General features: G+C 60.0%; 22 protein-coding genes and 1 pseudogene. 13 read left to right on the plus strand and 10 right to left on the minus strand.

Going from position 1 to position 26,002, the window contains the following annotated elements; genetic code table 11:
- The first annotated feature begins 196 nt into the window (after positions 1-196).
- The 11 genes and pseudogenes from G6N74_RS17785 (at position 197) to G6N74_RS31535 (ending at position 9,762) form a co-directional block, all read left to right on the plus strand.
- The gene (locus G6N74_RS17785; protein WP_165119290.1) at positions 197-883 is read left to right on the plus strand and encodes a GntR family transcriptional regulator; all 687 of its coding nucleotides are present in this window, start codon (positions 197-199) and stop codon (positions 881-883) included.
- Between the two features lie 123 nt (positions 884-1,006).
- Complete coding sequence (locus tag G6N74_RS17790) at positions 1,007-1,609, plus strand: amino acid synthesis family protein (protein WP_165119291.1); 603 nt, start codon at positions 1,007-1,009, stop codon at positions 1,607-1,609.
- The gene (locus G6N74_RS17795; RefSeq protein ID WP_165119455.1) at positions 1,584-2,384 is read left to right on the plus strand and encodes an alpha/beta fold hydrolase; all 801 of its coding nucleotides are present in this window, start codon (positions 1,584-1,586) and stop codon (positions 2,382-2,384) included. The genes G6N74_RS17790 and G6N74_RS17795 overlap by 26 nt, the downstream gene beginning before the upstream one ends.
- Positions 2,384-3,319, plus strand: a complete 936-nt coding sequence (locus G6N74_RS17800; protein ID WP_165119292.1) for a flavin reductase — start codon at positions 2,384-2,386, stop codon at positions 3,317-3,319. Before G6N74_RS17795 ends, G6N74_RS17800 begins: the two co-directional genes overlap by 1 nt.
- The gene (locus tag G6N74_RS17805) at positions 3,316-4,356 is read left to right on the plus strand and encodes an LLM class flavin-dependent oxidoreductase (protein ID WP_165119293.1); all 1,041 of its coding nucleotides are present in this window, start codon (positions 3,316-3,318) and stop codon (positions 4,354-4,356) included. The genes G6N74_RS17800 and G6N74_RS17805 overlap by 4 nt, the downstream gene beginning before the upstream one ends.
- 4 nt (positions 4,357-4,360) lie before the next feature.
- The gene (locus G6N74_RS17810) at positions 4,361-5,824 is read left to right on the plus strand and encodes an aldehyde dehydrogenase (RefSeq protein ID WP_165119294.1); all 1,464 of its coding nucleotides are present in this window, start codon (positions 4,361-4,363) and stop codon (positions 5,822-5,824) included.
- A gap of 69 nt (positions 5,825-5,893) precedes the next feature.
- Positions 5,894-6,904, plus strand: coding sequence for an ABC transporter substrate-binding protein (locus tag G6N74_RS17815; protein ID WP_165119295.1), 1,011 nt, complete (start codon positions 5,894-5,896; stop codon positions 6,902-6,904).
- A gap of 98 nt (positions 6,905-7,002) precedes the next feature.
- Positions 7,003-7,875 carry an ABC transporter permease gene (locus G6N74_RS17820; protein ID WP_165119296.1) on the plus strand — a complete coding sequence of 291 codons (873 nt, stop codon included), beginning with the start codon at positions 7,003-7,005 and terminating at the stop codon, positions 7,873-7,875.
- Positions 7,876-7,879: 4 nt separating this feature from the next.
- Positions 7,880-8,680 carry an ABC transporter permease gene (locus G6N74_RS17825; protein WP_165119297.1) on the plus strand — a complete coding sequence of 267 codons (801 nt, stop codon included), beginning with the start codon at positions 7,880-7,882 and terminating at the stop codon, positions 8,678-8,680.
- A pseudogene (locus G6N74_RS17830) lies at positions 8,677-9,403 on the plus strand (ABC transporter ATP-binding protein); the annotation flags it as partial. The gene G6N74_RS17825 and the pseudogene G6N74_RS17830, both read left to right, overlap by 4 nt.
- A 116-nt stretch (positions 9,404-9,519) precedes the next feature.
- On the plus strand, positions 9,520-9,762 hold the full coding sequence (locus tag G6N74_RS31535) for a TOBE domain-containing protein (RefSeq protein ID WP_376767728.1): 243 nt from the start codon (positions 9,520-9,522) through the stop codon (positions 9,760-9,762).
- Positions 9,763-9,902: 140 nt separating this feature from the next.
- On the opposite strand, the gene G6N74_RS31650 is transcribed toward G6N74_RS31535, so the two are convergent.
- Positions 9,903-10,664: a LuxR C-terminal-related transcriptional regulator gene (locus G6N74_RS31650; protein ID WP_165119299.1), complete on the minus strand. Its 762-nt coding sequence runs from the start codon at positions 10,662-10,664 to the stop codon at positions 9,903-9,905.
- A 276-nt stretch (positions 10,665-10,940) separates the two neighbouring features.
- On the opposite strand from G6N74_RS31650, the gene G6N74_RS17840 reads away from it, so the two are divergent.
- Positions 10,941-12,707: an adenylate/guanylate cyclase domain-containing protein gene (locus G6N74_RS17840; RefSeq protein ID WP_165119300.1), complete on the plus strand. Its 1,767-nt coding sequence runs from the start codon at positions 10,941-10,943 to the stop codon at positions 12,705-12,707.
- 108 nt (positions 12,708-12,815) lie between these two features.
- Positions 12,816-16,991 carry a cytochrome P450 gene (locus G6N74_RS17845; RefSeq protein ID WP_165119301.1) on the plus strand — a complete coding sequence of 1,392 codons (4,176 nt, stop codon included), beginning with the start codon at positions 12,816-12,818 and terminating at the stop codon, positions 16,989-16,991.
- Between the two features lie 12 nt (positions 16,992-17,003).
- On the opposite strand, the gene G6N74_RS17850 is transcribed toward G6N74_RS17845, so the two are convergent.
- The 9 genes from G6N74_RS17850 to mmsA all read right to left on the minus strand — a co-directional run bounded on the left by G6N74_RS17850 (position 17,004) and on the right by mmsA (position 25,897).
- The gene (locus G6N74_RS17850; RefSeq protein ID WP_165119302.1) at positions 17,004-17,711 is read right to left on the minus strand and encodes a Crp/Fnr family transcriptional regulator; all 708 of its coding nucleotides are present in this window, start codon (positions 17,709-17,711) and stop codon (positions 17,004-17,006) included.
- Positions 17,712-17,898: 187 nt separating this feature from the next.
- The gene (locus G6N74_RS17855) at positions 17,899-19,668 is read right to left on the minus strand and encodes an adenylate/guanylate cyclase domain-containing protein (RefSeq protein WP_165119303.1); all 1,770 of its coding nucleotides are present in this window, start codon (positions 19,666-19,668) and stop codon (positions 17,899-17,901) included.
- 118 nt (positions 19,669-19,786) lie between these two features.
- Positions 19,787-20,089, minus strand: a complete 303-nt coding sequence (locus G6N74_RS17860) for a DUF982 domain-containing protein (RefSeq protein WP_165119304.1) — start codon at positions 20,087-20,089, stop codon at positions 19,787-19,789.
- A 238-nt stretch (positions 20,090-20,327) separates the two neighbouring features.
- Positions 20,328-20,573, minus strand: coding sequence for a DUF982 domain-containing protein (locus G6N74_RS17865; protein WP_165119305.1), 246 nt, complete (start codon positions 20,571-20,573; stop codon positions 20,328-20,330).
- A 56-nt stretch (positions 20,574-20,629) separates the two neighbouring features.
- Positions 20,630-20,884: a DUF982 domain-containing protein gene (locus tag G6N74_RS17870; protein WP_165119306.1), complete on the minus strand. Its 255-nt coding sequence runs from the start codon at positions 20,882-20,884 to the stop codon at positions 20,630-20,632.
- Between the two features lie 237 nt (positions 20,885-21,121).
- Positions 21,122-21,883, minus strand: a complete 762-nt coding sequence (locus G6N74_RS17875) for an SDR family NAD(P)-dependent oxidoreductase (RefSeq protein ID WP_165119307.1) — start codon at positions 21,881-21,883, stop codon at positions 21,122-21,124.
- 10 nt (positions 21,884-21,893) lie between these two features.
- Complete coding sequence (araD1, locus tag G6N74_RS17880) at positions 21,894-22,880, minus strand: AraD1 family protein (protein ID WP_165119308.1); 987 nt, start codon at positions 22,878-22,880, stop codon at positions 21,894-21,896.
- A gap of 213 nt (positions 22,881-23,093) precedes the next feature.
- Positions 23,094-24,347 carry a multiple monosaccharide ABC transporter permease gene (mmsB, locus tag G6N74_RS17885; protein WP_165119309.1) on the minus strand — a complete coding sequence of 418 codons (1,254 nt, stop codon included), beginning with the start codon at positions 24,345-24,347 and terminating at the stop codon, positions 23,094-23,096.
- The gene (gene mmsA / locus G6N74_RS17890) at positions 24,344-25,897 is read right to left on the minus strand and encodes a multiple monosaccharide ABC transporter ATP-binding protein (RefSeq protein WP_165119310.1); all 1,554 of its coding nucleotides are present in this window, start codon (positions 25,895-25,897) and stop codon (positions 24,344-24,346) included. Before mmsA ends, mmsB begins: the two co-directional genes overlap by 4 nt.
- Positions 25,898-26,002 lie beyond the last annotated feature (105 nt).

Consider the following 26,002-nt stretch of genomic DNA (forward strand, 5'->3'; position numbering starts at 1 on the left):
CCAGATCGGCCAACGTCGGTTTCTCCCCTTCTTGCCGGGCATAAGCCGAACCGCGCCTCCAGCACGGTTCGGCTTCTCTTTGTTCGCGCCCGTTTCGCATTCGTGCCGGCTGAGCAGTCAGCGGGCGGGGATGAACCTTGCCCAATCGGTATAATATGGTATTCCAAGAACCGTGCCAGATCAGGGAGGACCATAGATGACCATTGCCAAGCGTTCGTTGCGTGTGGACCGTCCTGAAAAAACGCTGCGGGAACTCGCGCTGGAAAGCCTGCGCGATGCCATTCTGGACTCGCATTTCAAGCCCGGTGCACGACTGGTGGAACGTGATCTCTGCACCCAGCTCGGCGTCAGCCGTACAATCGTTCGCGAGGTCTTGAGGCATCTCGAATCCGAAGGTCTCGTCGCGACAGTTGGCACGAGAGGCCCGGTGGTTGCCGAGACGACGGCAGATCAGGCGCTGCAGATCTACGAAATTCGAGGCGCTCTCGAGGGTATGGCCGCGAAGCTCTGTGCGCAAAAGCGGGACGGCCGGATAAGCGAAGATCTGCAGGCCGCACTTGAGCGCATCAAGGCTGGCTATCAAAAAAAGAAGATGGACCGGGTTCTTGCCGAGACGACGGAGTTCTACCGCATCCTGTTCGCTGGCGCCGAGCGGGAGGTTGCGTGGGGGATCGTCAGCTCGCTGACCGCGCGCATCAACAGGCTTCGCTCGATGACTATCAAAACGGAAGGCCGCGATGTCGAAGGCCCGAAACAGATGCAGCATATCGTCGATGCCATCCGCGGCGGTGATGGTGAAGGTGCCTATCGCGCGGCGCAGGACCATATCACCCTAGCCTCGTCCATAGCCCGCCAACTGCTGGCCGAGGCGGCGGGCGCCTAGCAAAAACTTACCGAAAAAATCAAGCCGTCGCCTCAAGCAGAAAGAAGGAGGCAAGGGGCTCTTGACATCCAAAAGTTTGGTATACCATAATATGGTTTGAGATATTAGCATATGGAGCAACCGGTGCCGATCGCCATCCGCAAGACAATGCTGCAGGTCGAAACGACGTTCGTCGAAGGCGGCAAAAAGGCAGGGCAGCCGCTGAAGCTCTATGCAGCCATGGCCGTGATCACCAATCCCTGGGCGGGACGCGGCTTCGTGGAAGATCTCAAGCCGGAGATTCATGCCGTTGCTCCCGTACTCGGCGAGCTTCTGACCGGCATGATCATCGACGCCGTCGGCTCCGGCGCGGCCGTCGAAGGCTATGGCAAGGCCGCCGTGGTTGGGCTTTCGGGCGAGGTCGAGCACGCTTCCGCGCTCATCCATACCTTGCGGTTCGGAAATCATTTTCGCGAGGCGGTCGGCGCCAAGACCTATCTTGCCTTCACCAATACGCGCGGCCCCGGCAACGCCCCGATCATGATCCCGCTCATGGACAAGTCCGACGAGGGCCGGCGCTCGCACTATCTCACGATACAAACCTCGATACCCGATGCGCCGGCAGCCGACGAGATCGTGATCGCCTTGGGCGCCTCAGTCGGCGGACGGCCGCATCACCGCATCGGCAACCGCTATGAAGACCTGAAAGACCTTGGCCGTGATGTCAGCAATCCCGCAGCGGTCTAGGACGCCCGGCGGCGCAGCCTATGTGGAGCGGGGTTCAGGAGAACCTCTGCTTCTCATTCATGGCGTCGGCATGAGGCTTGAAGCCTGGTCGCCGCAGATAGGCGCACTGAGTCATACGCATCGCGTTATTGCGGTCGACATGCCGGGGCATGGTGAGAGCGACAGGATAGCAGCCGGGGCGTTGCTACCGGATTTCGTCGCCTGGTTCGGGAAGGTTCTGGACGACCTGCGCCTCGAGAGCGTCAATGTGGCAGGCCATTCGATGGGCGCGCTGATTGCGGGGGGCATGGCTGCAAGTTTTGGGGCGCGGGTGAAGCGCGTCGCACTACTCAACGGTGTCTACCGGCGCGATCCCGAAGCGCGAGCCGCAGTGCTTGCCCGCGTCGATTCCATCCGCGAAGGCCGCATCGACAGGGACGGTCCGCTGCGCCGCTGGTTCGGCGAAGGTAATGAGGACTCACCAGCATACCGCTTGACGCATGGCTGGCTTTCCCAGGTTGATCCTGAAGCTTACGCCACGGCATACGCCGCTTTCGCGCAAGGCGATGCCACCTATGCCGATGCCTGGCCGAGTATTGCGTGTCCGGCACTTTTCCTGACCGGTGAACACGATCCCAATTCCACGCCGGCGATGGCAAAGGCCATGGCAGCGGCGGCACCTTCGGGGCAAGTCAGGATCATTGCGGGGCACCGGCATATGGTGAACCTGACAGCACCCGAAACCGTGGATGGCATCCTGACTGACTGGCTTTCCCGTGAGGAGGTTCCCGCCTGATGGCCGCAATCGATCCAAGGGCACTGCGCGACGCATTCGGGGCGTTTTTGACGGGCGTCACCGTTGTCACGACGCATGATACTGCCGGGCAGCCGGTCGGATTTACCGCGAATTCCTTCACCAGCGTATCGCTCGATCCGCCCTTGCTGCTGGTGTGCCTGGCACGCAGTTCACGGAATTTCGAAGCACTGACCAAGGCGCAGGGCTTTGCAATAAACATATTGTCGGAAACGCAAAAGGATGTCTCGAACACCTTCGCGCGTCCGGTCGAGGATCGGTTTGCGACCGTTGACTGGAAGCGCGGGCCGCATGGCGCGCCGGTGTTTTCCGAAGTCGCCGCATGGTTCGATTGCTCGACCGAAACGATCGTCGATGGCGGAGACCATGTCATCCTGATCGGCAAGGTCGAAGCTTTCGAGAACGGCAAGTCGAACGGTCTTGGCTATGCGCGCGGCAGCTATTTTACGCCGTCGCTCGCGCAGAAGGCGGTTTCGGCTGCGGGCTCCGAAGCGACCGTCATTGCTGGAGCCGTGGCCGCCCGGGATGGCGAGGTCTTGCTCGTCGAGAAAGAAGCAGGCGTCTACGCGCTGCCGTCTTGCGAACTTGTTTCGGGAGACGGCCCGGAACGGCTGCAAAAGTATCTGTCAGAGGCAACGCATCTGCCGGCTTCGATCGGGTTCATCTATTCCGTCTACGAGGATACCACGGCTTCAAAGCAGCACATCGTCTACCGCTGCCAGCTAGGCCCTGGCGAACCGGCAACCGGTCGCTTCTTTGCCGTTGACGCCTTGCCGCTTACCACGATTGCCGACGCTGCGACGGTCGATATTCTGCGGCGCTACGCTGCCGAGAGTGTGCTCGGCAATTTCGGCATGTATGTCGGCAATGAACGCAGCGGCCGCGTCCACCCGGTCGCCGGAAAGGTCCAGCCATGAAGTTTTCGCTGTTCGTGCATATGGAGCGGCTGGACGCGGACCAGAGCCAGCAGAGCCTCTACGATGAATTCATCGAACTCTGCGAGATCGCCGACCGCGGCGGCATGCATGCGATCTGGACCGGCGAACATCACGGCATGGATTTCACCATCGCGCCCAACCCTTTCATCAATCTCGCCGATCTTGCCCGGCGCACCAAGAATGTCCGCCTCGGCACCGGCACCGTCGTTGCGCCTTTCTGGCATCCGATCAAGCTCGCCGGCGAGGCGGCGATGACCGACATCATCAGCGACGGGCGGCTTGATATCGGTATCGCGCGCGGCGCCTATAATTTCGAGTATCAGCGGCTTTCGCCCGGCCTCGATGCATGGGGCGCCGGCCAGCGGCTGCGCGAGATAATCCCTGCCATCAAGGGGCTTTGGGCGGGAGACTATTCTCACGAAGGCGAGTTCTGGTCGTTCCCGTCGACGACCTCTGCGCCGAAGCCTTTGCAGCAGCCGCATCCGCCGATCTGGGTCGCGGCGCGCGATCCGAACTCGCATGAATTCGCGGTCGCCAATGGCTGCAACGTGCAGGTGACGCCGCTCTGGTTCGGGGATGAGGAAGTTGAAAGCCTGATGGGGCGTTTCAATGACGCCTGCGAGAAGTATCCCGAAATTACGCGGCCGAAGATCATGGTGCTGCGCCACACCTATGTCGGCACTGATGAGGCCGACATCGAGCAGGCGGCGCGCGAGATCAGCGTTTATTACAATTACTTCGGTGCCTGGTTCAAAAACGAGAAGCCAATCAGCCAGGGGCTGATCGAGCGGTTAAGCGCGGAAGAAATTGCCGCGAATGCGACCTACGCCCCGGACGTCATGCGCCGCAACAATGTGGTGGGCACGCCGATGGAGGTGATCTCGCGGCTCAAGCACTACGAGGCGCTCGGCTACGACGAATATTCCTTCTGGATCGACACCGGCATGAGCTTCGAGCGCAAGAAGGCGTCGCTGGAACGCTTCATCGCCGACGTCATGCCGGCCTTTGCGGGGTAGGGCGATGAGACGTTTCCAGCATTATATCGACGGCAATTTCGAGGATGGTGCCCATTCCTTCGAAAGCCTTGACCCGGCCACCGGAGCCGCCTGGGCCGAAATGCCCGAGGCACGTGAAGCCGATGTCGATAGCGCCGTCACCGCCGCGCACAAAGCTCTCCATGCAGGTGCGTGGCCGGCATTGACCGCGACCGCGCGCGGCAAGCTGCTTTATCGGCTTGCCGATCTGGTAGCTAGCAATGCTGCCAAGCTGGCTGAACTCGAGACGCAGGATACCGGCAAGATCATTCGCGAGACCTCGGCCCAAATCGCCTATGTCGCCGAATACTACCGCTACTATGCCGGGCTAGCCGACAAGATCGAGGGCTCGCATCTCGCCATAGACAAGCCGGACATGGATGTCTGGCTTCGGCGCGAGCCAGTTGGCGTGGTCGCGGCGGTCGTTCCCTGGAACAGCCAGTTGTTTCTTGCCGCCGTCAAGATCGGGCCAGCCTTGGCTGCCGGCTGCACGCTTGTCGTCAAGGCGTCGGAGGATGGTCCCGCGCCTCTGCTCGAATTTGCGCGCCTCGTGCATGAGGCAGGGTTCCCGGCGGGCGTCGTGAATGTGCTGACTGGCTTCGGAGCGACCTGTGGCGCAGCACTTACCCGGCATCCGAAGGTCGCGCATATCGCCTTCACCGGCGGGCCGGAAACGGCGAGACAGGTGGTGCGCAATTCGGCCGAGAACCTGGCCAGCACTTCGCTCGAACTCGGCGGCAAGTCGCCGTTCATCGTCTTTGCCGATGCCGATCTCGAAAGTGCTGCCAATGCGCAGGTCGCAGGCATTTTCGCCGCAACGGGGCAGAGTTGTGTTGCCGGCTCGCGGCTGATCGTCGAGGCATCTGTGAAAGATCGCTTCCTCGCCATTCTCAAGGCAAAGGCCGAGGCGGTGAAAATCGGTTCGCCGCTCGATATGGACACCGAAGTGGGACCGCTCTGCACGAACCGCCAGCGCGAACTCATTGGCGACATCGTCGCGCGTTCGGTTGCGGCTGGCGCCGAGCTTGTCACTGGCGGGCATATGCCCGAGACACCAGGCTTCTACTATCCGCCCACCATCATCGACTGCACGAAGGTAAAGGCGCCGTCGGTCGAACGGGAACTGTTCGGCCCCGTCCTGTCGGTGCTGAGCTTTACGAGCGAGGAAGAGGCGCTGGCGCTCGCGAACGACACGCCGTTCGGCCTCGCCTCCGGCCTGTTCACGCAGAACCTTACGCGGGCCCACCGCATGATCAAGCGCATCCATGCCGGGGTCGTGTGGGTGAACACCTATCGGGCCGTTTCGCCGATCGCGCCGTTCGGCGGCTATGGCCAATCAGGACACGGCCGCGAGGGCGGACTTGCAGCGGCACTCGACTTCACGCGTACCAAGACCGTTTGGCTGAGGACATCGGACGAACCGATCCCCGATCCATTCGTGATGCGGTGAACGAAACCGCGCCTTGGTGCGGACGCACGACATGACTGACCGACACAACAAAAATGGGAACAAGGGAACATGCGTAAAACAATCAAGATGGCAGTGGTTGCTGCCGCGTTGAGTTTGACTGGTGCTGCCTCGGCAGCGGATCTTGTATTCACAAGTTGGGGCGGAACCACCCAGGATGCGCAGAAAGCGGCATGGGCGGACAAATTCGCCAGTGCCACGGGTGCGAATGTCCTGATGGACGGCCCGACCGACTACGGTAAGATCAAGGCCATGGTCGAGGCCGGAAGCGTCTCTTGGGATGTGGTCGACGCGGAAGGCGATTATGCCGTGCAGGCGGGACAGAACGGCCTTCTCGAAAAGCTGGACTTCAACGTCATCGACAAATCGAAGCTCGATCCGCGCTTCGTCACGGACTATAGCGTCGGCAGCTTCTACTATTCGTTCGTCATCGGCTACAACGCCGCCACCGTCAGCGAAGGCCCGAAGACCTGGGCCGACCTGTTCGACACGCAGAAATTTCCCGGAAAGCGCACCTTTTACAAATGGTCTGCACCCGGCGTGATCGAGGCGGCATTGCTGGCCGACGGTGTGGCTGCGGACAAGCTCTATCCTCTCGATCTCGATCGCGCCTTCAAGAAGCTCGACACCATAAAAGGCGACATCGTCTGGTGGACCGGCGGGGCGCAGTCGCAGCAGCTTCTCGCTTCCGCCGAGGCGCCCTACGGCATGTTCTGGAATGGGCGCCTGACGGCGCTGGAGCAGACAGGCGTCAAGGTTGGCGTCTCCTGGGAGCAAAACATCACGGCGGCGGATTCACTCGTGGTGCCCAAAGGCTCCAAGAACAAGGATGCGGCGATGAAGTTCATTGCGCTTGCAACCAGCGCCGAGGGGCAGAAGGACTTTTCCATCGCCACAGGTTATGCGCCGACGAACCTTGGCTCGGCGGCCCTCATGGATGAGGCGATGCGCAAGACTTTGCCCGACGCACAGTCGGCAAGCCAGGTGAATGCCGACATGAACTACTGGGCGGCAAATCGCGATGCCATCGGCACGCGCTGGTACGCCTGGCAGGCGGAGTAATCGATATGCCGCCGCGTCAGTCGAGGATGCGGCGGCAATCGTAAAGCCCGACCTGATGTTGAGCGGATATGTCCGCTCCATCAACCCTGGGAGTCAGCATGTCGGCAGTGACGGAAACAACGGCGGCAGGAAACTCGGAACGCGCGCGCGGTACGAGCGGCTGGGCCTATGCGCTGCCCGCGCTGTTGCTGCTGCTGATATTTTTCGTCGTGCCGGTGGTAGGGCTGCTGCTTCGAAGCGTTCTCGAACCCGAACCGGGGCTGGGCAATTACGCAACGCTTTTCGGCTCCTCGACCTATCTGCGCATCTTCCTGAACACCTTCATGGTGTCCGCAGTCGTAACTGCTCTTTCGGTGGTCATCGGCTTTCCGGTGGCTTGGATGCTGGCCATCATGCCATCACGCTGGGCTTCGGTGGTGTTCGCAATCCTCCTCCTGTCAATGTGGACGAACCTGCTCGCAAGAACCTATGCCTGGATGGTTCTGCTCCAGCGCACCGGTGTCATCAACAAGACGCTCATGAACCTCGGCCTGATCGACCAGCCGCTGGCGCTGGTCAACAATCTGGTCGGGGTGACGATCGGCATGACCTATATCATGCTGCCCTTCGTGATCCTGCCGCTGCGCGGTGTCATCAAGGCAATCGACCCCGCCATTCTTCAGGCCGCTTCACTGTGCGGCGCGACACGCTGGCAGTGCCTGACACGCGTGCTGATACCGCTTGCGCTTCCGGGTGTCGCGGCCGGCGCCCTGATGGTTTTCGTGATGTCGCTCGGATACTTCGTAACGCCAGCATTGCTCGGCGGCACCGCGAACATGATGCTTGCCGAGATGATTGCGCAATTCGTCCAGTCGCTCGTCAACTGGGGCATGGGCGGAGCCGCTGCCTTCGTCCTGCTGGTGGTGACGCTCTGCATCTACGGCATCCAGCTGCGCCTCTTCGGTGCGGGCCGCCTCGGCCAGGGGGCATAAAACAATGCTTCTTGATTTCGATCGCCTCGGCGCATGGAAATGGGTACTGGTGACGATCACGGCGCTGGTATCACTGTTTCTGCTGCTGCCTATCGTCTTCATCGCGGCCTTGTCCTTCGGCAACTCGCAATGGCTGATTTTCCCGCCGCCGGGCTGGACTCTGCGCTGGTATCGCGACCTGTTTGCCGACCCGCGATGGCTTGAGGCGGCCTGGACCAGCGCCAGGATCGCCATAGCAGTCACGGTCCTGTCGGTTGTTCTCGGACTGTTTGCATCGCTTGCTCTCACGCGCGGAAACTTCCGCGGCCGCGAAGTGCTGCGGGCATTCTTCGTCACGCCGATGATCCTGCCGGTCGTCGTGCTGGCCGTAGCGCTTTATGCGTTCTTCCTGAAAATTGGGCTGAACGGCACATTCTTAGGCTTCATTCTCGCGCATCTTGTTTTGGCACTGCCGTTCTCGGTCATCTCGATCAGCAACGCGCTCGAAGGTTTCGACAAGTCGATCGAGGACGCGGCCATTCTTTGCGGGGCAAGTCCATGGGAGGCGCGGTTCAGGGTAACGCTACCTGCGATCAGCCATGGGCTCTTTGCGGCCGCGATCTTCTCCTTTCTCGTTTCGTGGGACGAGGTGGTGGTCGCGATCTTCATGGCGAGCCCAACCCTGCAGACATTGCCCGTCAAGATATGGACCACGCTGCGGCAGGATCTCACTCCGGTCATCGCGGCTGCTTCCACGCTGCTGGTTCTCTTCACGATAGCGCTGATGCTGCTTGCCGCCCTTGTGCGCAAAGGAATGAAAAAATGACGACGCCCTTTCTCCAGATCCGGAACATCCGGAAGGCATATGGCGACGTCACTGCGGTAAACGACGTCACGCTCGACATAGCGCAGGGCGAGTTCATGACCTTCCTGGGACCGTCCGGCTCGGGGAAGAGCACGACGCTCTATATACTGGCGGGTCTTCAAAACCCGACTTCCGGCGATATTTTGCTGGACGGGCGCACATTACTCGATACGCCGCCGCACAAGCGCAATATCGGCATGGTGTTCCAGCGCTACACGCTTTTCCCGCATTTGTCGGTGGGCGAGAACATCGCTTTTCCGCTGCGTGTTCGCCGCAAGCCGAAGGCGGAAGTCGATGCGGCTGTGCGCCGGGCGCTCAAATTGGTGCGGCTGGAGGGCTTCGAGGACCGGATGCCGGCAAAAATGTCGGGCGGACAGCAGCAGCGCGTGGCGTTGGCGCGTGCGCTGGCCTACGATCCGCCAGTGCTCTTGATGGACGAGCCATTGTCGGCGCTCGACAAGAAGCTACGCGAGGAGATTCAGTACGAAATCCGGCGCATTCATCAAGAGACCGGCGTTACCATCCTTTATGTCACCCATGATCAGGAAGAGGCGCTACGCTTGTCGGACCGCATCGCGGTGTTCAGCAAGGGCGTTATCGACCAGGTTGGTACTGGCACCGAGCTCTACGCTAATCCGGCAACCCGGTTCGTGGCGGAATTCATTGGCGACAGCGATTTCCTCAAGGGCAGGATCGAAGCCACGGACGGGAAGAGCGCCGACATTCGCATCGGCGAGCATCTCATCCTGCCGGCGGTTTCGGTGCATGGTAGCGCACGGCCTGGAAACGAAGCTGCGGTGATGTTGCGGCCTGAACGGCTCACTCTGTCGTCGACGCCGGTTTCAACTGCCGGAAGCCTTGCGGCAACGGTCAAGGACGTGACATTTCTCGGCAATAATACACATGTGCTGACTGAGACCGCCACGCAAGAAGTGCTTTCGGTGCGCTTGCCTTTCGGCCATGAGGCTGCTGGCAGCCTGCGACCGGGCCAACCGGTCTGGGTGAGCTGGGATTCGTCATCAGCTCACGCGTTCTGCACTTAGCGAACAGTGCGTTTTTCGTTCGGCTGATCGCATAGGCAAATGAACGACAGCACGCTCTCAGCGAAGCGCGCAGGCCGTGTGTAGAAGTAAAAACCCCTAAGTCGAAATTTCGTGCGCATTTTGTCCAGCGCTTTTTTTGGTCAGGCGGAAGCTGTTTCGAACGGCAGAATATCCTTCATCTTATAGGCGACTTCCGTGCGGTTCGTCGCTTTCAGCTTGCGCATGATGTTGCGGATATGAACCTTCACCGTGCTTTCGCGCAGGTTCAGTTCATAGGCGATGACCTTGTTCGCCTTGCCGCGGCGCAGGGCTTCGGCAACGTCGGCCTGACGCGGCGTGAACAGATCTGCGATGGCGGAACGCTTTGGCTTGGCGGACAGGAAGGCGTCCTGCATGGCAAGCACGCTGCTCACCGGCACGAAGACCCCGCCGGCCAATGCCAGCTTGATCGCCTCGACGCATATCTCAACGCCAACCGACGCCGGGATATAGCCTTTGACCCCGCAATCGAGAGCGGTGAAGACCTGCGTGAGGTCGTCGAGATCGGCAAGAATCACGACCGGTATCGACTTGAACTCGGACACGACTTCCCGGATTTCCGCGCTGACTTCGGCGTCTGTGACCTTGTTTGCGCCGATATGCAGGAGAATCGCAGCCGGAGGCAGGTGGAGATCGGTGTTTTCCCGCCAGTCTTCAAGCGAGCTATATGCTGCGACTTCCCGAAGGCTGCCCTGTCCCGCCAGGCTGCGTGACAGACATTCCCGGGTAAGTGCGCGGCAATCGATCAGAACAAGCGATCGATCTTCCGTAGGTTGTCGTTCAAGGTTGATCTCTTCCGAAGAAGGGGTGATTGCAGGGCTGGTAGGATACCTCGCGCTGCTGTGTGCTGAAATAGATATCATGTGGCTTACTTCCTCATATATATCCGGTTTGCCGGGAATTTCTTTCCCAGGCTCAGCGCACGATGCATCTCCTGCGGAGATTCGTATGTGAAGCTTGTTACATTCATTGATTTTGTTATCGGTGGGTGATTTGCCGAAATGCAGATTGAAGAATAACCAAGCATTGAAACAGATTCGTGACTTGAAGAAAGCAAGGTCAAATGAGCAATTTCGATTGCGGCTTGCAGATCAAGGCGGTAACTTTTCATACCGGGGACGAAAAGGTAACAGGGGGATATGGCTGAGCGGCAGTATACGCGTCAGCTCGCGACTATAATTTCCATCGATGCGGTGGGCTTCTCACGCCTGATGGGCCTCAACGACGAGGCCGCTGTTTCCGCGTTCGAGGAACGGAGAGGAGTGATTGTCGAGAGTTGCACTTCCTTCGGCGGCCGAACCTTCGGCGCCGCCGGCGACAGTATCATGGCAGAGTTCGGCACGCCGATCGACGCCTTGCGGGCGGCGTTTGACTTTCAGGAGAAGATAGCAGCGATCAATGCTTCTGCTCCCGAAGAGATACGCATGCCGTTTCGCGCAGGCATCAACACGGGCAATGTGATCGTGCGGGATGAAAGCCTGTATGGCGACGATGTGAACATCGCCGCCCGCATTCAGGAATTCGCCCCGCATGATGGCCTCGCGATATCCAAGACGACCTGGCATCACGTGAGGGACAAGTCCGTCGCCGAATTCACGGACCTTGGTGAATTCTCGCTCAAGAATATCGCCTTGCCGGTTCAGGTCTTCATCGCCGCGCGCGGAGGCAAGCCGTCTCCTGCGATTGCGGGTCTATATGGGTCAGCCCGACCAAACCCGGCGCCGAGCGGGCCGCCTGCGGTTGCGGTACTGCCGTTCGGTATCGAGGGTGACGGTCGCGAAATCGAATATATGGCCGAAGGTATCGCTGAAGACATCATCCAGGGTCTTTCGAATACCAGATGGCTGCCGGTGATTGCCAGGAGCTCCAGTTTCCAGTTTCGCGACGATACACTCGGCACGCGGCTTGTCGGCAACGCTTTGGGCGCGCGCTACATCGTCAGCGGAAAGCTTGCCCATGGCGGCGGCAAGATACGCGTTCACGTCAATCTTGCCGATGCTTCCAACGGGCGGCAGGTCTGGTCGCGGCGCTTCGACCGCGATTTCACCGGCATTATCGACCTTCAGGACGAGATCGGTGGCGAAATCGTTTCCATCCTGGAAAAGGAGGTTGACCGGGCAGAGCAGGTGCGCACGTTCCAGGTGCCTTGGGAAAGCATGGAAACGTGGCAACTCGTCAGGCGCGGGCGCTGGCACATGCAGCGGCGCACAAGCGAGGACACCAAGCTCGCGCTCGAGTTTTTCGAGAAGGCGTTTGTGGAAGATCCGAATTCCTCGGCAGTGCTCAACGAACTTGCCTGGTGGTATTTCTGGCGGGCCTGGCTGCGCTTCGGTCACATCGAGGACCTTGCCAAGGTGGTCGATTTCTCGCGCAAGGCGCTGTTGATGGACAGCCAGGATGCGCGGCCGCACGCTCATCTCGGTATCACGGAAATCATGCGCGGACGCCCGAAACTGGCGCTGGAGCATCTTGGCGAAGCACTTCATATCAATCCGAGCTTTGCCTTCGCGCGCTCAGCCATGGGCAGTGCCCACCTTCTTCTCGGGCAGGCGAGGCAGGCTATGCCCCTGCTGCTCGATGCCGAACGGCTGAGCCCCTTCGATATCTATGGTTTCCACAATCTCGGGGAACTGACCGCTGCCCACTCCTTCATGCATGACTGGGATGCCGCGATCGAGACCGCCAATCGGTCACTCGACCTTTCTCCGGGGTATTTCTACGCCCGCTTTCTCAAGGTTGGCGCGCTCGCGCGAAGCGGAAGGATAAACGAGGCGAAGCGGGAACGCGCTATTTTCGAGACGCGCCATCCGGATTTTTCGATTGATCGCGTGGCGTGGATACCCTTCACCGAAAAGTCGGCAAACACCTATCTGATCGAGAATTTCGAGTTGGCGCAACGAGATTGAGGCAAGGCCGGGCAGCACTGTGAAGCAACTCACATACGTCGCAGTTGCGCCGCCATAGATCACATCGTTGGGCATCCAAATGGCTGAAGACGCCGGGGCTTTGAGGCGATGATCAAAACCAAATATTATGACGGCATTCTCGAGGCGCAGAAGACGCAGCGTCCTGCTGCGGAACTGCCGGCCTTCAACATAGAGCGCCTTCGCACCACCAAGAGCCTGATCGGACGAGTTCTGAGCCCGCTTGCCCCGGAACCGCGTACGGTGTTCCGCGTCCTCCGACGCTTTTGGCCCATGCTGAGGATCGGCAAATTCCTGCTGGTGACCAGAAATGCCGATGTCCGCGAAATCCTTGAGCGGCAGGATGTCTTCGAAACCCCCTACGGCCCCGAAATGACGGAAATCGCCGGCGGGTTCAACTTCATCCTTGGCATGCAGGATGGGCCAACATACCGGCGCATGAAGTCAACGGTCCTCAGTGCCTTTCCCGTGGACGAGATCGGCTGGAAGGTAAGGGAGATAGCCGCACAACATTCACAGGAAATCATGCAGCGGGCCGGGCCGGGCTTCGATGTCGTGCGCCATCTGTTGAAGATCGTGCCGGCGCGCATCTGCAGGGACTATTACGGAATGACGATCGACGACGACAATGAGTTCGTCGACTGGTCGAATGCGCTGAGCGGGCTTTTCTTCGGCGATCCGGGCGGAAAGCCGATAGTCCGCGAACTCGCAGTCGTCGCTGCGGCCCATATGACAAGGGCGGTGGATCTCTCGATCCAGGCGGTTCGCGAGGGGCGCACGGATCGGGAAACGCCGCTCGGCCGTCTCGTCGAAATGCTCGACCGTGACACACCGGCGGTGAGCCTGGGCGAAGTTCATTCCATCATGCTCGGCATGATAGCCGGTTTTGCGCCGACAAATCTTCTGGCGGCGGGCAATTGCCTCGATGTGATCCTTTCGCGCCCGGAAGCGCAGAAAGCAGTCGAAGATGCCGTAGCCGATGGTGACAACGAACAACTCGACCGGGCGATCCGCGAGGCGATGCGGTTCAAGCCGATCTGGTTCGGGCCATTCCGCTACGCGGCACAGGACGTCGTCATTGCAAAGGGAACGTCGCGCGAGCGCACGGTCAAGGCGGGGACATCCGTGATGCCGGCGACGTTCTCGGCAATGTTTGATTCCGATGCCGTCGAACGGCCGGACGAATTCGACACCAACCGTCCGGCCCGCGACTATCTTCTCTTCGGCCATGGCATCCACCAGTGCATCGGCGCGGCGATGGCGAAGATACAGATCGCCGAGGCATTTCGCGCCTTGTTCACGAAGAAGGGTGTGCGGCGGGCAAAGGGAAGGGCAGGCAAGCTCAACTCTCTCGGAGCCTATCCGGAGAGCCTGAAGGTCGATTTCGAAACCTCGCCGCTTTCAAAGACCATGACACATTCCATGGTCACCGTAATCTGCAAGGTAGAACCTGGCGTCTCGTTGAAAGCCTTGCGCGAAAAGGTTGCCGCGTTTGGCAATCCCGCCACTGGCCAGATTGCTGCCGCACTCGATGCGAATGGCTCCATTCATTTCGCGAGCCTTGCCGTGGCCTGCAAGGCGGAACCTGCGGATGAGAAGAGCGATGATGAAGCGCATCTTGTCCTTGAGCTGTCCGGAGATGGGACGGATGAAGCCGTGATGGACAATTTTGCCGCGACCGCCGGTCATCTCGTCAGGGGGATATTCGAGGAAGCGGGCGGCCTAAGCAGCGCGGAAGCGCTCGAAACGCTCATGCGCAAGCATGCGGTCAAGATTTCGCAATTGTTTGGCAGCAACGCCGGTCTGGTCTTCTCCGGCACGCCGGGGCATTCGGTTGCGCGCATTCACGCCGAGGCAAAGCTTGAAAACGCGGCGCGGCAGATCATAGCAACGATGGATAGGCCCGGCGGCGAGAATGCAGGCAAGACGCTGGCCAAGGTCAGAGAGCGCCTTGCTGAAAACAAGGACTATGGCTGGGCGCTGGAGCCTGCCGAAGGTTTGCTGGAATTGCCCGGAGGCAGCGGCTGGCGTGCCGCCTGGATGACTTTCAAGGCGCCATGGGTATTTTTCCCGACGGTGATCATGCTGCTTGTCTTATGGTGGATGACCTTCAATTTGACCTTTGGTCTCGGGGGCGGTGTCATTCGGATCGCCTTCCTTAGCATCCTCGCATTGGGACTTACCCTTGGCGGGCTTATCGTATTCTTCGGCATAATAGGTGGGCTGCTTTACCTGGGGTTGAGACGCCTCGAAAAACGCGATGTGCCGAGCGAAACCTCTGTCGATCCCGACCGTCTCGAAACGATAATCTCACGCGAAAACCATATCCTGCAGAACAATCTGACCGCGATCTCGGTCATGAAGCCCAGCACGATGAGAAGGCTCGCATTGCGGCTGGCCTTCTACATAATCTCCATCTCGGCGAAGAGCATCTATCGACCCGGCTTTCTCTCTGGCATCAACACCATCCATTTCGCCCGATGGGTGCTTCTGCCAGGCACCAACAAACTTATGTTTTTCAGCAATTACGGCGGCAGCTGGGAAAGCTATCTGGAGGACTTCATAGCCAAGGCCCATCTCGGCCTGACGGGTGTCTGGAGCAACACGCTCGGCTTTCCGCGTGCGCGCGCGCTGTTCTGGAAGGGTGCGACGGATGGCGACCGGTTCAAGCGTTGGGCGCGGTTGCAGCAGATACCGACATTGTTTTGGTACTCCGCCTATCCGGAACTCAACACCGGCCGCATACGCATGAACTCGCTCATTCGCTCGGGCATCGCCAAGGCCGAGACGGAAAGCGAGGCGCGCGATTGGCTTGGCCTGTTCGGCTCCACGCCCCGTCCGCCCGGCACGCTGGAAACGAGAGAGATACAAACGATCTTCTTCGGCCCGTTAGGCCCGCTGCATCTCGGCCAGATGGTTGCCGTGCGCATACCGGATGGACTTCCGCGCACAAAGCGCAAGGCATGGCTGAAATACGTTGCCCTTAGAACTAGCTTCGCGAACCAATTGCCGAAGGATTGCGCGACGGTCGCCATGTTCGGCCCGCAAGGCCTGGTGCGTCTCGGACTTGACGATGCCGCTGCAAACGGAGGCCTGTCGACATTCCCGTCCGTCTTTCGGCAGGGGATGGGCAGCCCGGCCAGAAGCCGCGTGCTCGACGACGTCGGAAACAGTGCGCCGGAAAAATGGGACTGGGGCTCGCCTGAAAAGCCCGTTGATGCGGTGGTGGTGTTCTACGCCGACGATGAGAAAATCCTCAAGCAGAACGTCGCTGCGTTCGAGAAAGAGACGAAAGCGGCCGGAATGACAATTGCCGCGCAGTTGCCGCTTGCCGTTAATCGCAAGGGGGACCTGGCCTTCGAGCATTTCGGCTTTGCCGACGGCATCTCGCAGCCGGTAATCAACGGCACCCCGCGCTCAAGCAAGCCGGTCGATCCGATGCATCAGGTTGCGCCGGGCGAGTTCCTCTTCGGCTACAAGGACGAACTCGGCTTCTATCCTCCGACGCCGACAATCCCGTCGTCGCTCGATCGAACCGGTATTCTGCCGGAGATCGAGAAAGAGGAATTGCCGCTGTTCGGCTGCGAATCCGATCTTCGCGATTTTGGCAGGAACGGTACTTTCGTCGTCATGCGCCAGATAGAGCAGCACGTCGAAAAGTTTCACGGCTTCTGTCAGGCGGCGGCGAAGGAACACCGGCGTAAGTCGAACAATGCCGCCATAACGCCTCACTGGATCGCTGCCAAGATGGTCGGGCGCTGGCAGGATGGGACATCGCTGGTGCGCAATCCAAACGCCCGTGGTGCGCGTGAACCGGACAATGATTTCTCCTTTGCCGACGAGGACCCGCAAGGACTGCAATGCCCGCTGGGCTCGCATGTGCGCCGGTCGAACCCGCGCGATTCACTGGGCGAAGACCGTGCGGCTCAGATCAAGATCAACAAGCGGCACCGCATTTTGCGCGTCGGCAGAACCTATGAGAAGGATGGCGAAAAGGGCCTGCTGTTCATGTGTCTCAACGCCGATATCGAGCGCCAATATGAGTTCATGCAGCAAAGCTGGGTTTCCGCCGTCTCCTTCAACGGCCTGCAGGAAAAGGACCCGGCGATCGGCACGCAGAAAGACGATGCAGGCCGCTTTTCGATCCCGTCGCCTGAGGGAAGCATCGTGCTGGAGAAGCTTCCGAGTTTTGTGACTACGCGCGGCGGGGGTTATTTCTTCATGCCGAGCCGCTCAGCCATGCAGTATCTGATTTCACGGCTGTAAGCCTTTGGCCGATCAGCCGTCCTCAAAATCGGCGATGTCCTGCAGCGCCTGCCGGTCCTTGACGCGAATGCCGCCCCGCTTCATTTCGATCAGGGAGCGGCCGCGCCAGTCGTTCAGGATCTTGTTCACCGATTCCCGGGTCGCGCCGAGAAATTCGGCAAGCTCGGTCTGCGATATCAGTATCCATCCTCCGGAATCGCCCATATGCCCGGAAAGGAAGTTCAAGCGCTTCGCAAGGCGCGCCTCGATCTTCAGGAGCGCGTGATCTCCCAACTCGCCGCTTACCCATCGCAGGCGGGCGCAAAGCAATTCGATTATGGCGCGGGCAAGGGGAGGGTTCTTTTCGATCCTGTCGAAGAGCTGGTTGCGGCTGACGGAAACCAGCTCGCAATCGGTGAGACATGTCGCCGTCGCCGTGCGGGGCTGACCGTCCAGCACGCCGATCTCGCCGATCAGGCTCTGCGACAGTTCCATATTGGCGACGAGCTTTTTCCCGCTGGAGGAATAGATGGAAATTTCGACGGTACCGCTCAGGACGCCGTAAAGGCGTTCCGGCATATCCTCCTGCATGAAAAGATGCTCGCCCGCGCGAAAGCGCTCGGGTTTGCAATCCTTGAACAGAAGGTTGAAAAGACCCGGGCCAAGCCTGACGGCACGCGCAGCTGAATCGTTATGCCTGTCGGCGTCGGCACCCGGCCTTCGGTTGTCTTCTGACAGCATCTTGGCGTTAACTCGTTCATTCAGGGAAGGAACCGCTGCGTGCAGCGATTTTCCTACCTTGCGGATATCGGATCAGTCGATACACGGTCAACCGTGCACGGTCAGCTTCATTTGTCGGCATGCTGAATCAACGTTCAATTGATTATAGCATCTTTTTCTGCAGGCAAAGGCAGGTGTTTGGTGCGGTCTATTCCGGCAAGCCAGCCTGGCGCAGCGCGTCGAGGTAGCGTTCCATCACTTTGCCGTCCTTCCAGGGTACGCCAGCCTGTGTGCTGGCGATATTCGTACCCGGTGCGATGCGCAGCAGCTCCGCGACAGCGGCGCGGGCCTCATCTACGCGGCCCAGCATGCCGTAGCTTGCAGCGAGGAGGCGATGTGCCGTCGGGAAGCTCTGGTAAAGATGGATGGCCTTCAGGCCCCATTCGATGGCTTCATCGTAATGTTCATCGGCAAATTCAGCCAGTCCGAGAAAGGCAAAGGTCCAGTAATTGGCCGGATCGCGCGGGCTGAGCCGCAAGGCCTCCTTCAGGCTTTCGCGAGCGTTTTCGCTGTCTCCGGACAAAGCGTAGCCACCGCCGCCCCACATATGCGCAAAGGCCAGGTTGGGGTTTATCGTCAGCGCCGTGTCCAGCCTTCGGAAAGACTCGTCGTAACGGCGCATGAACAAGGCCACGCCACCAAGTATGGTGTGAGCTTCGGCATCGCGGCCGTCCAATTCCACTGCCCTGGTCGCCATTTCCTGGGCCCTCGCCAGCAACTGCCCGGGATGACCGCCCCGCGCGTAGAGCACATCCCAGATGTCGCAGGTCGCATGAACAACCATGGCTCTCGCCATGCGCGGATCGAGCTCGAGCGCCTGATCTGCGAATTTCCGCGCTTCCGCACAGTGCTCTTCGGTCAGGCGCCAGGCATGCCAGTTGGCGCGCATCACCGAATCCCAGGCGTCGAGGCTCGCGGGATCCTTGCGGCGTGCGCGTTGCATTTCTGCGCCGATCAATTCCGGTGCTACGACCCCGACGATGCTGGCCGTGATTTCATCCTGCACGGCGAATATGTCGTCGAGTTCGCGGTCGTAGCGCTCAGCCCAGACGTGATTGCCGTAGGCCGCGTCGATGAGCTGGGCCGTGATGCGGATGCGTTTGCCGCCCTTGCGCACACTGCCTTCCAGCAGGTAGCGGACACCCAGTTCGCCGGCTGTCTTTTTCACGTCGACAGCCTTGCCCTTGTAGGTGAACGAGGAATTTCGTGCCGTAACGAAGAAGGCGTGGTTACGCGAGAGCTCGGTGATGATGTCTTCGGCAATGCCGTCGGCAAAATATTCCTGGTCCATTTCGGGGCTCATGTCCTGAAACGGCAGCACGGCGATCGAAGGCTTGCCGGAGGCTTCCGGAACGCCACGAGACGAAGCGGATCTTTTTTCGGGCATGATTTCGAGGCGAACCCGGTAGACACGGACCGGTTTGCGAATGTTCTTGACCTCCTGCTCGCCCATGTCGTCGAAGGCAAGGTCGAGCTTGCCGACGACCTGTTCGAAGACGCTGGCCGTGATCGAAATGCCGCCCGGGTCGGCAAGACCCTCGAGGCGGGCCGCGAGATTCACGCCGTCGCCGAAAATGTCGTCGCCGTCGATGACGATGTCACCCAGATTGATACCGGCGCGATACTGCATGCGTCGCTCCCTGGGCAACGAAGCTTCGGCTTTGGCGATCGCCCGTTGAATCCGCACCGCACTTTCGAGCGCATCGACGACGCTGACGAACTCGACCAGCAGGCCGTCGCCGGTGGTCTTGACGATCCGGCCGTGATGCTCGTGCAGGATAGGGTCGATCAGTTCCTGGCGATGAGTTTTTTGTCGGCTGATGGTTCCTGTCTCATCAGCTTCCATATGCCGCGAGTAACCGACCATATCGATGGCCAGGATCGCAGCCAGTCTCCGTGTCACGCGGTCGGTGGTCAAAAATCATTCCTCGCCGGAGACGCACCACACGGAGCTTACGATCCCGGCTTCTGCGAGTCCACGCGAAAGGCCTGCCGCTCCCTGAATTCCGATCGTGACAGGCCCAGGCGATGCGATCCTACTTGGCGGCAGGCCTCATCCAGGCATCAGGGTCCGGCGCCGGCGGGATGGTGGCATCGCGCGAAAGCAGACCTGTCATGCGGGAAAAGGCCATGAAGGATCGCCTTGCATCCTCCGCAGTTACCTGATCGATCATGGCAGCCGTGCAGGCTTTCAGAGTCGTGCGATATACCGGGCCTTGTCGGCCGACGGGCCACGCCTGCAGAAAGTCGAGCGCCTGATCGACGCTGTAGATTTCCGTCACGATTTCATCGGACCCGGCAACGAGCCGGACCGGCATAAAAAACTGCAACCTATCCATGTGTTTCCTCCCAGAAACGCATTGCGAGCTCAGAATATCATCCTTTTTTCTGCATTGCTCGACTTTTAGCGGCCTATCGATAGCCGAACACAAACAGTTGCTCTCATAGTAATCGACTGATTGGGCGCTTGTCGTTGCACAGCAGTTCTGTCGCGGTGACAGAACTCAACGCTGAACCGCCGGCTAAGTTGCAGGAATGTTAAAAGAAAAGTCGTGGTCAAGCAGGGTTGTTTGACGCTCAGCCTTTGGCGAGGATATGCGCCTCGCGTGCCGCTGCGATGAATGCCTGCCGCGCTTTCCGCACGGGCTGCCATCCATCGAGTGTGTCGCGGCAGATGCGGAGTGCGGCCTGGTATTTCGGACCGGGCATCGCCGGCCTGTTCTGCGACAGGAATTCGATGCCTTCCCATGCCGTAGCGATGATGCGCCGATGCTCCGCGTCCAGGTTGACTTCAACAGGAACGGGAAAAACATGGTCGCTCATTTCTTGGTCCTGCGCTGAATCGATTGCCGCATCGGAGTTCCGGAAAATCGGTCCGGTCAGACCTGCCCGCCTTCGACCAAAATATCGGCCTCGCGGGCGGCGGCTATGAAAGCATCGCGGGCAACCAGAAGGGTTTCTCTTCCGGCAATAGCCATGACGGAGGCTGCGTAGGCGTCGGCATGGCGGGGACCGCGAAAAGCCGGCCATTTCTTGGAAAGGAATTCAGCCGCGCTGTCGGCATTCTCGATGACATGAACCGACGAATTAGGCGCGTCTGCTACCGCTACCGGTGCAACGAACTGATGGTTCAACACAGACCTCCCGACTTGCTCTCGGCGGATCGAAACTCGCGGTAGAGCTTCTGGTTCCTGCCTGGAAGAAAGAATTTCCCGACCAGCTCATTTATAACACCGGGAAGGGGAAGATCAGGCGACCCTCATTGGGATAAGGCGTACATCAAAATGAACAGATACGGTCAGCCGGCCGGCCGTTCCTTATGCAAGCGAAGCAAGCCGGTCGGCGGAAATCAGTCCAACCCGGCTCGGCGGTTACACCCAGCCGCCGTCTACGACAAAATTCTGGGCCGAACACATTCTTGAATCGTCAGACGCCAGAAACAAAGCCATGCGCGCAATATCGTCGGGCATGACCCGGCCAGTGAGGCACTGGCTTCGGTCGATCAGTTCATTGGCCGCATCGTCCACCCAGAGATCGAGCTGCCGCTTCGTCATCACCCATCCCGGCACCAGCGTGTTGACGCGGATGCCATGCTTGCCGAGATCGCGTGCGAAGGAACGCGTCATGCCATGCGTGGCAGCCTTTGAAGCGGCGTAACCCGGGTAGCCGCCGCTCGCCATCATCCAGCCGACGGAACCGAAATTGACGATCGAGCCACCGCCCGCCGCAATCATGCCGGGCGCCACAGCCTGGATAGCAAAGAAAGCGTGGCGCAGGTTGACGGCGATGCGGGTGTCGAAATAGTCGGGCGTCACGTCCCGCCAGTCGTGGCGCGTGTCGTTTGCCGCGTTGTTGACCAATGCAAGCGTCGGACCGTGCGCCACCTCGATCGCGCCGATCGCCGCGCGATAGGCGTCGATGTCGGTGACGTCGCAGCGCTGGAACATCACGCTGCCGCCCTGCTCCGAAAGCTCGGCGCTTAGCGCAGTGCCGTCGGCTTCGGCCAGATCGACGAACCCGACCTTGGCGCCTTGTGCCGCGAAAGCCCGCACCAGCGCCTCGCCGATGCCGCTTGCGCCGCCCGAAATGACTACGGGAAGCCCGTCAAGGCTCGGATATGTTGCCTCTTTCATCGAATGCTCCTTACAGGGCGCGGACTTCGGTCGGCGTGTCGGCGTCAAGTTTAAGAGCATTGCGCAAGGGCAGGCCGAAGCCTCTGGCCTCTATCTCGAAAACATCGCCCGCTTCGGTCTTTACGCCGTCGGCAAAAGACAGTGTCGCAGTCCCGAACATGTGGACATGAACATCGCCAGGCTGCCGGAACAGGTCGTACTTGAAGTGATGATGCTCCAAATTGGTTATCGTATGAGACATGTTCGCCTCGCCCGATAGGAACGGCTTTTCCCAGAGGGTCTTTCCTCCCCGCAGAATCCGGGATGTGCCGTGCAGATCGTCGGGCAGTTTTCCGACCAGAATTTCCGGCCCTATGGAGGCATTGCGCAGTTTGGAATGCGCGAGATAGAGATAGTTGATCCGCTCGGTGACGTGATCGGAGAACTCGTTTGAAAGCGCGAAGCCTATCCGGAACGGCGTTCCATCATCGCCGATGATATAGATGCCGGCGACTTCCGGCTCCTCGCCGGCATCGAGTGCGAAGGCGGGCGACGACAGCGGCTTTCCCGGATCGACGATCATCGTGCCGTTGCCCTTGTAGAACCATTCCGGTTGCACGCCGGGCTTGCCATCGGCCGGCTTGCCGCCCTCGACCCCCATGCGGAACATCTTCATGGAATCGGTGAGCTTTTCCTCCGCATTCACCGTCTTATGCATGGCGTCGCGCGTCGCGGCGGACCCGAGATGCGTAAGACCTGTTCCTGTTACATAGAGATGTGCGGGATCAGGATGACGGATCGGCGACATGACGCGGCCTTCGCGATAAGCCGCTTCGAGATCCACCGCTTCGCCTCGGCCACGCTCTTCTATGACGGCATCCAGCGGCTTGCCGGCGCGCACGGCCTCAAGCGCAAGCGCATAGACCGATTTCGCCCCCTTGACCAAACGGGCCTCGCCATTGTCGCGAACCACTACGGAACTCAATCCGTCGGGACCTGAAATCTGGGAAATAAGCATCTCGCCTCCGTCTTTTCCAGCGCCTGCCATGCCGTTGGGCATGCAGGACGCAATACTTCGCCACCGCGCAGCGGACGCTTGCCGCCGCGCGCTCATATTTTTGCAGTAACGATTCCGGTCACGCCGATCCGACTTGTTCGCCGGGCTTCTATCCGCTCTTTTGCACTGGCGCTGCCGTTTCTTAATTGCTGCTTGCGGCTACCTCCTGCCGGCTCAAGCCTTATTCTTGTTGTAGACGTCGAATACGACCGCGCCGAGCAGGACCATTCCCTTGATGACCTGCTGCCAGTCGATATTGATGCCCATTACGCCCATGCCGTTATTCATGATGCCCATGATAAAAGCGCCGATCACTGCGCCGGTCACCTGTCCAACGCCGCCCAGCGCCGATGCGCCGCCGACGAAGACAGCCGCGATGACGTCGAGTTCGAGGCCGGCGCCGGCCTTCGGCGTCGCCATGTTGAGGCGTGCCGAGTAGATCAGGCCGGCAAGTGCGGCCAGCATGCCCATGATGACGAAGATGTAGAAGGTGAGACGCTCGGTATGGATGCCGGAAAGTGCCGCCGCCTTGACGTTGCCGCCCATCGCGTAGATGCGCCGGCCGAAGGTCATGCGCTTGGTGATGAAGACGAACAGCGCGATCAGGATGCCCATGACCACCAGCACGTTCGGCAAGCCTTTGAACGACGCGAACTTGTACATCAGGAACAGCAGGATGCCGGCCATCACCAGATTCTTGATGACGAAGAAGGCGAATGGCTCGGCATCGTAGCCATGGCTCTCGCGGTCCCTGCGGCTTTTCAAGGCGAAGTAGAGCATCGCCAGAACGATGAGGATGCCGATCACCATTGTCGTCGAATGGAGGACGATGCCGGTGTTGGGTATCGGCGCGCCGGCGGCATTGAGCGTCGGCGCGACGAGCCGCAACGGCCCTATGACGTCGGGGATGAACCCGGCGCTCAGAAGCTGGAACAGCGGCGGAAAGGGCCCGACGGAACGGCCGCTGAGCACGTTGAGCAGCAGGCCCTTGAACACCAGCATGCCTGCCAGCGTCACGATGAAGGAGGGGATCTTCATGAAGGCGATGAAGTAGCCCTGTATGCCGCCGATGACAGCACCAGCCGCGATGCACAGGAAGCCGGCCAGCAGCGGATTCATGCCGTAGTCGACCATCAGAATCGCCGCGACAGCGCCGATGAATCCCGCGACGGCGCCGACCGAAAGGTCGATGTGGCCGGCGACGATCACCAGCAGCATGCCCAGCGCCATGACGATGATGTAGGAGTTCTGAAGGACGATATTCGTCAGGTTCACCGGCAGGAACAGGATGCCGTTGGTCATGACCTGGAAGAAGACCATGATGGCGACCAGCGCGAGAACGAGCCCGTACTCGCGCAGGTTCTCCTTCATTGCCTGCTGCATCGATGCCCTTGCGGCACTTACGCCCGGTGTGGCTTCGGTGCTCATGAGGCTGCCCTTTCCAACTGTTCTTCCCGGGCCGTGCCGCGCACGATCGCCCGCATGATCTTTTCCTGGCTGGCTTCGTGGCTTGCCAGTTCGCCGACGATACGACCCTCGTTCAGCACGTAGATACGGTCGCAGATACCCAGCAGTTCCGGCATTTCCGACGAGATGACAAGGATGCCCTTACCCTCGTCAGCCAGCTTGTTGATGATCGTGTAGATCTCATATTTCGCGCCGACATCGATGCCACGCGTCGGCTCGTCGAGGATCAGCATGTCAGGATTGGCGAACAGCCATTTCGACAGCACCACTTTCTGCTGGTTGCCGCCCGAAAGGTTGCCGGCGATCTGGTAGACGCTGGACGAGCGGATGTTCGTCTTCTTGCGGTACTCGTTGGCGACCTTCAGTTCGGCCATGTCATCGATGACGCCGCTTCTGGAGACGCCCGGCAGATTGGCGATAGTCACATTGTGCTTGATGTGGTCGATCAGGTTCAGCCCGTAGACCTTGCGGTCCTCGGTGGCATAGGCGAGGCCGCCGGCGACCGCCTTGCCGACGGTCGAGGTATCGGCGCGCTTGCCGTGCAGGAACACCTCGCCGCTGATGTTGGTGCCGTAGGTTTTCCCGAACACGCTCATGGCGAATTCGGTGCGCCCGGCGCCCATCAGCCCGGCAATGCCCACGACTTCGCCCTTGCGGACATTGAGATTGATGTTCTTGATAACCTGCCGCTCCGGATGCAGCGGGTGGTAGACCGACCAGTTCTTCACCTCGAAGATCGTCTCTCCGATCTTCGGCGTGCGCGATGGATAGCGGTTCTCGATCGAGCGGCCGACCATCGACGTCACGATGCGGTCCTCCGTGATGTCGGCCTTGTCCATCGTCTCGATCGACTGCCCGTCGCGGATGACGGTGATCTGGTCGGCGATGCGCTGAATCTCGTTCAGCTTGTGCGAGATCATGATCGAGGTCATGCCTTGCGCCTTGAACTCGAGCAAAAGGTCGAGCAGCGCATCACTGTCTTTTTCACTGAGACTTGCGGTCGGCTCGTCGAGGATCAGCAGCTTCACTTCCTTGGAGAGCGCCTTGGCGATCTCGACCAGCTGTTGCTTGCCGGTGCCGATGTTGGTGACCAGCGTGTCGGGATCTTCGCGCAAGCCCACTTTCCGCAGCAATTCCGAAGAGCGGCGGCGCACGGTGTTCCAATTGATGACGCCGTTCGTTGCCTGCTCGTTGCCGAGAAATATGTTTTCGCCGATCGACAGCAGCGGCACCAGCGCCAGTTCCTGATGGATGATGACGATACCGACCTTCTCGCTGTCATGGATGCCGTTGAAGCGGCATTCCTTGCCTTCGTAGTGGGTTTCGCCTTCATAGCTGCCGTACGGGTAAACGCCGGACAGGACCTTCATCAGCGTCGACTTGCCGGCTCCGTTCTCGCCACAGATCGCGTGGATGTCGCCGCGGCGAACCTTCAGGTTGACGTTTTCCAGCGCCTTGACGCCTGGAAACGTCTTCGTGATATCGCGCATTTCGAGGATTATGTCGTTCATCGTCCTGCTGTCCTGCTCCCATCCTCAGCTGCCGCAGGCCACGCACGTCGTCGCGACCGCAGCGTACACAAGGCAAGGGGATACCGGAAGGCCCGCTTACGGGCC

Origin of the sequence: Mesorhizobium zhangyense, from assembly GCF_011045115.1 — a bacterium.
Taxonomy (GTDB): Bacteria; Pseudomonadota; Alphaproteobacteria; order Rhizobiales; family Rhizobiaceae; genus Mesorhizobium_M; species Mesorhizobium_M zhangyense.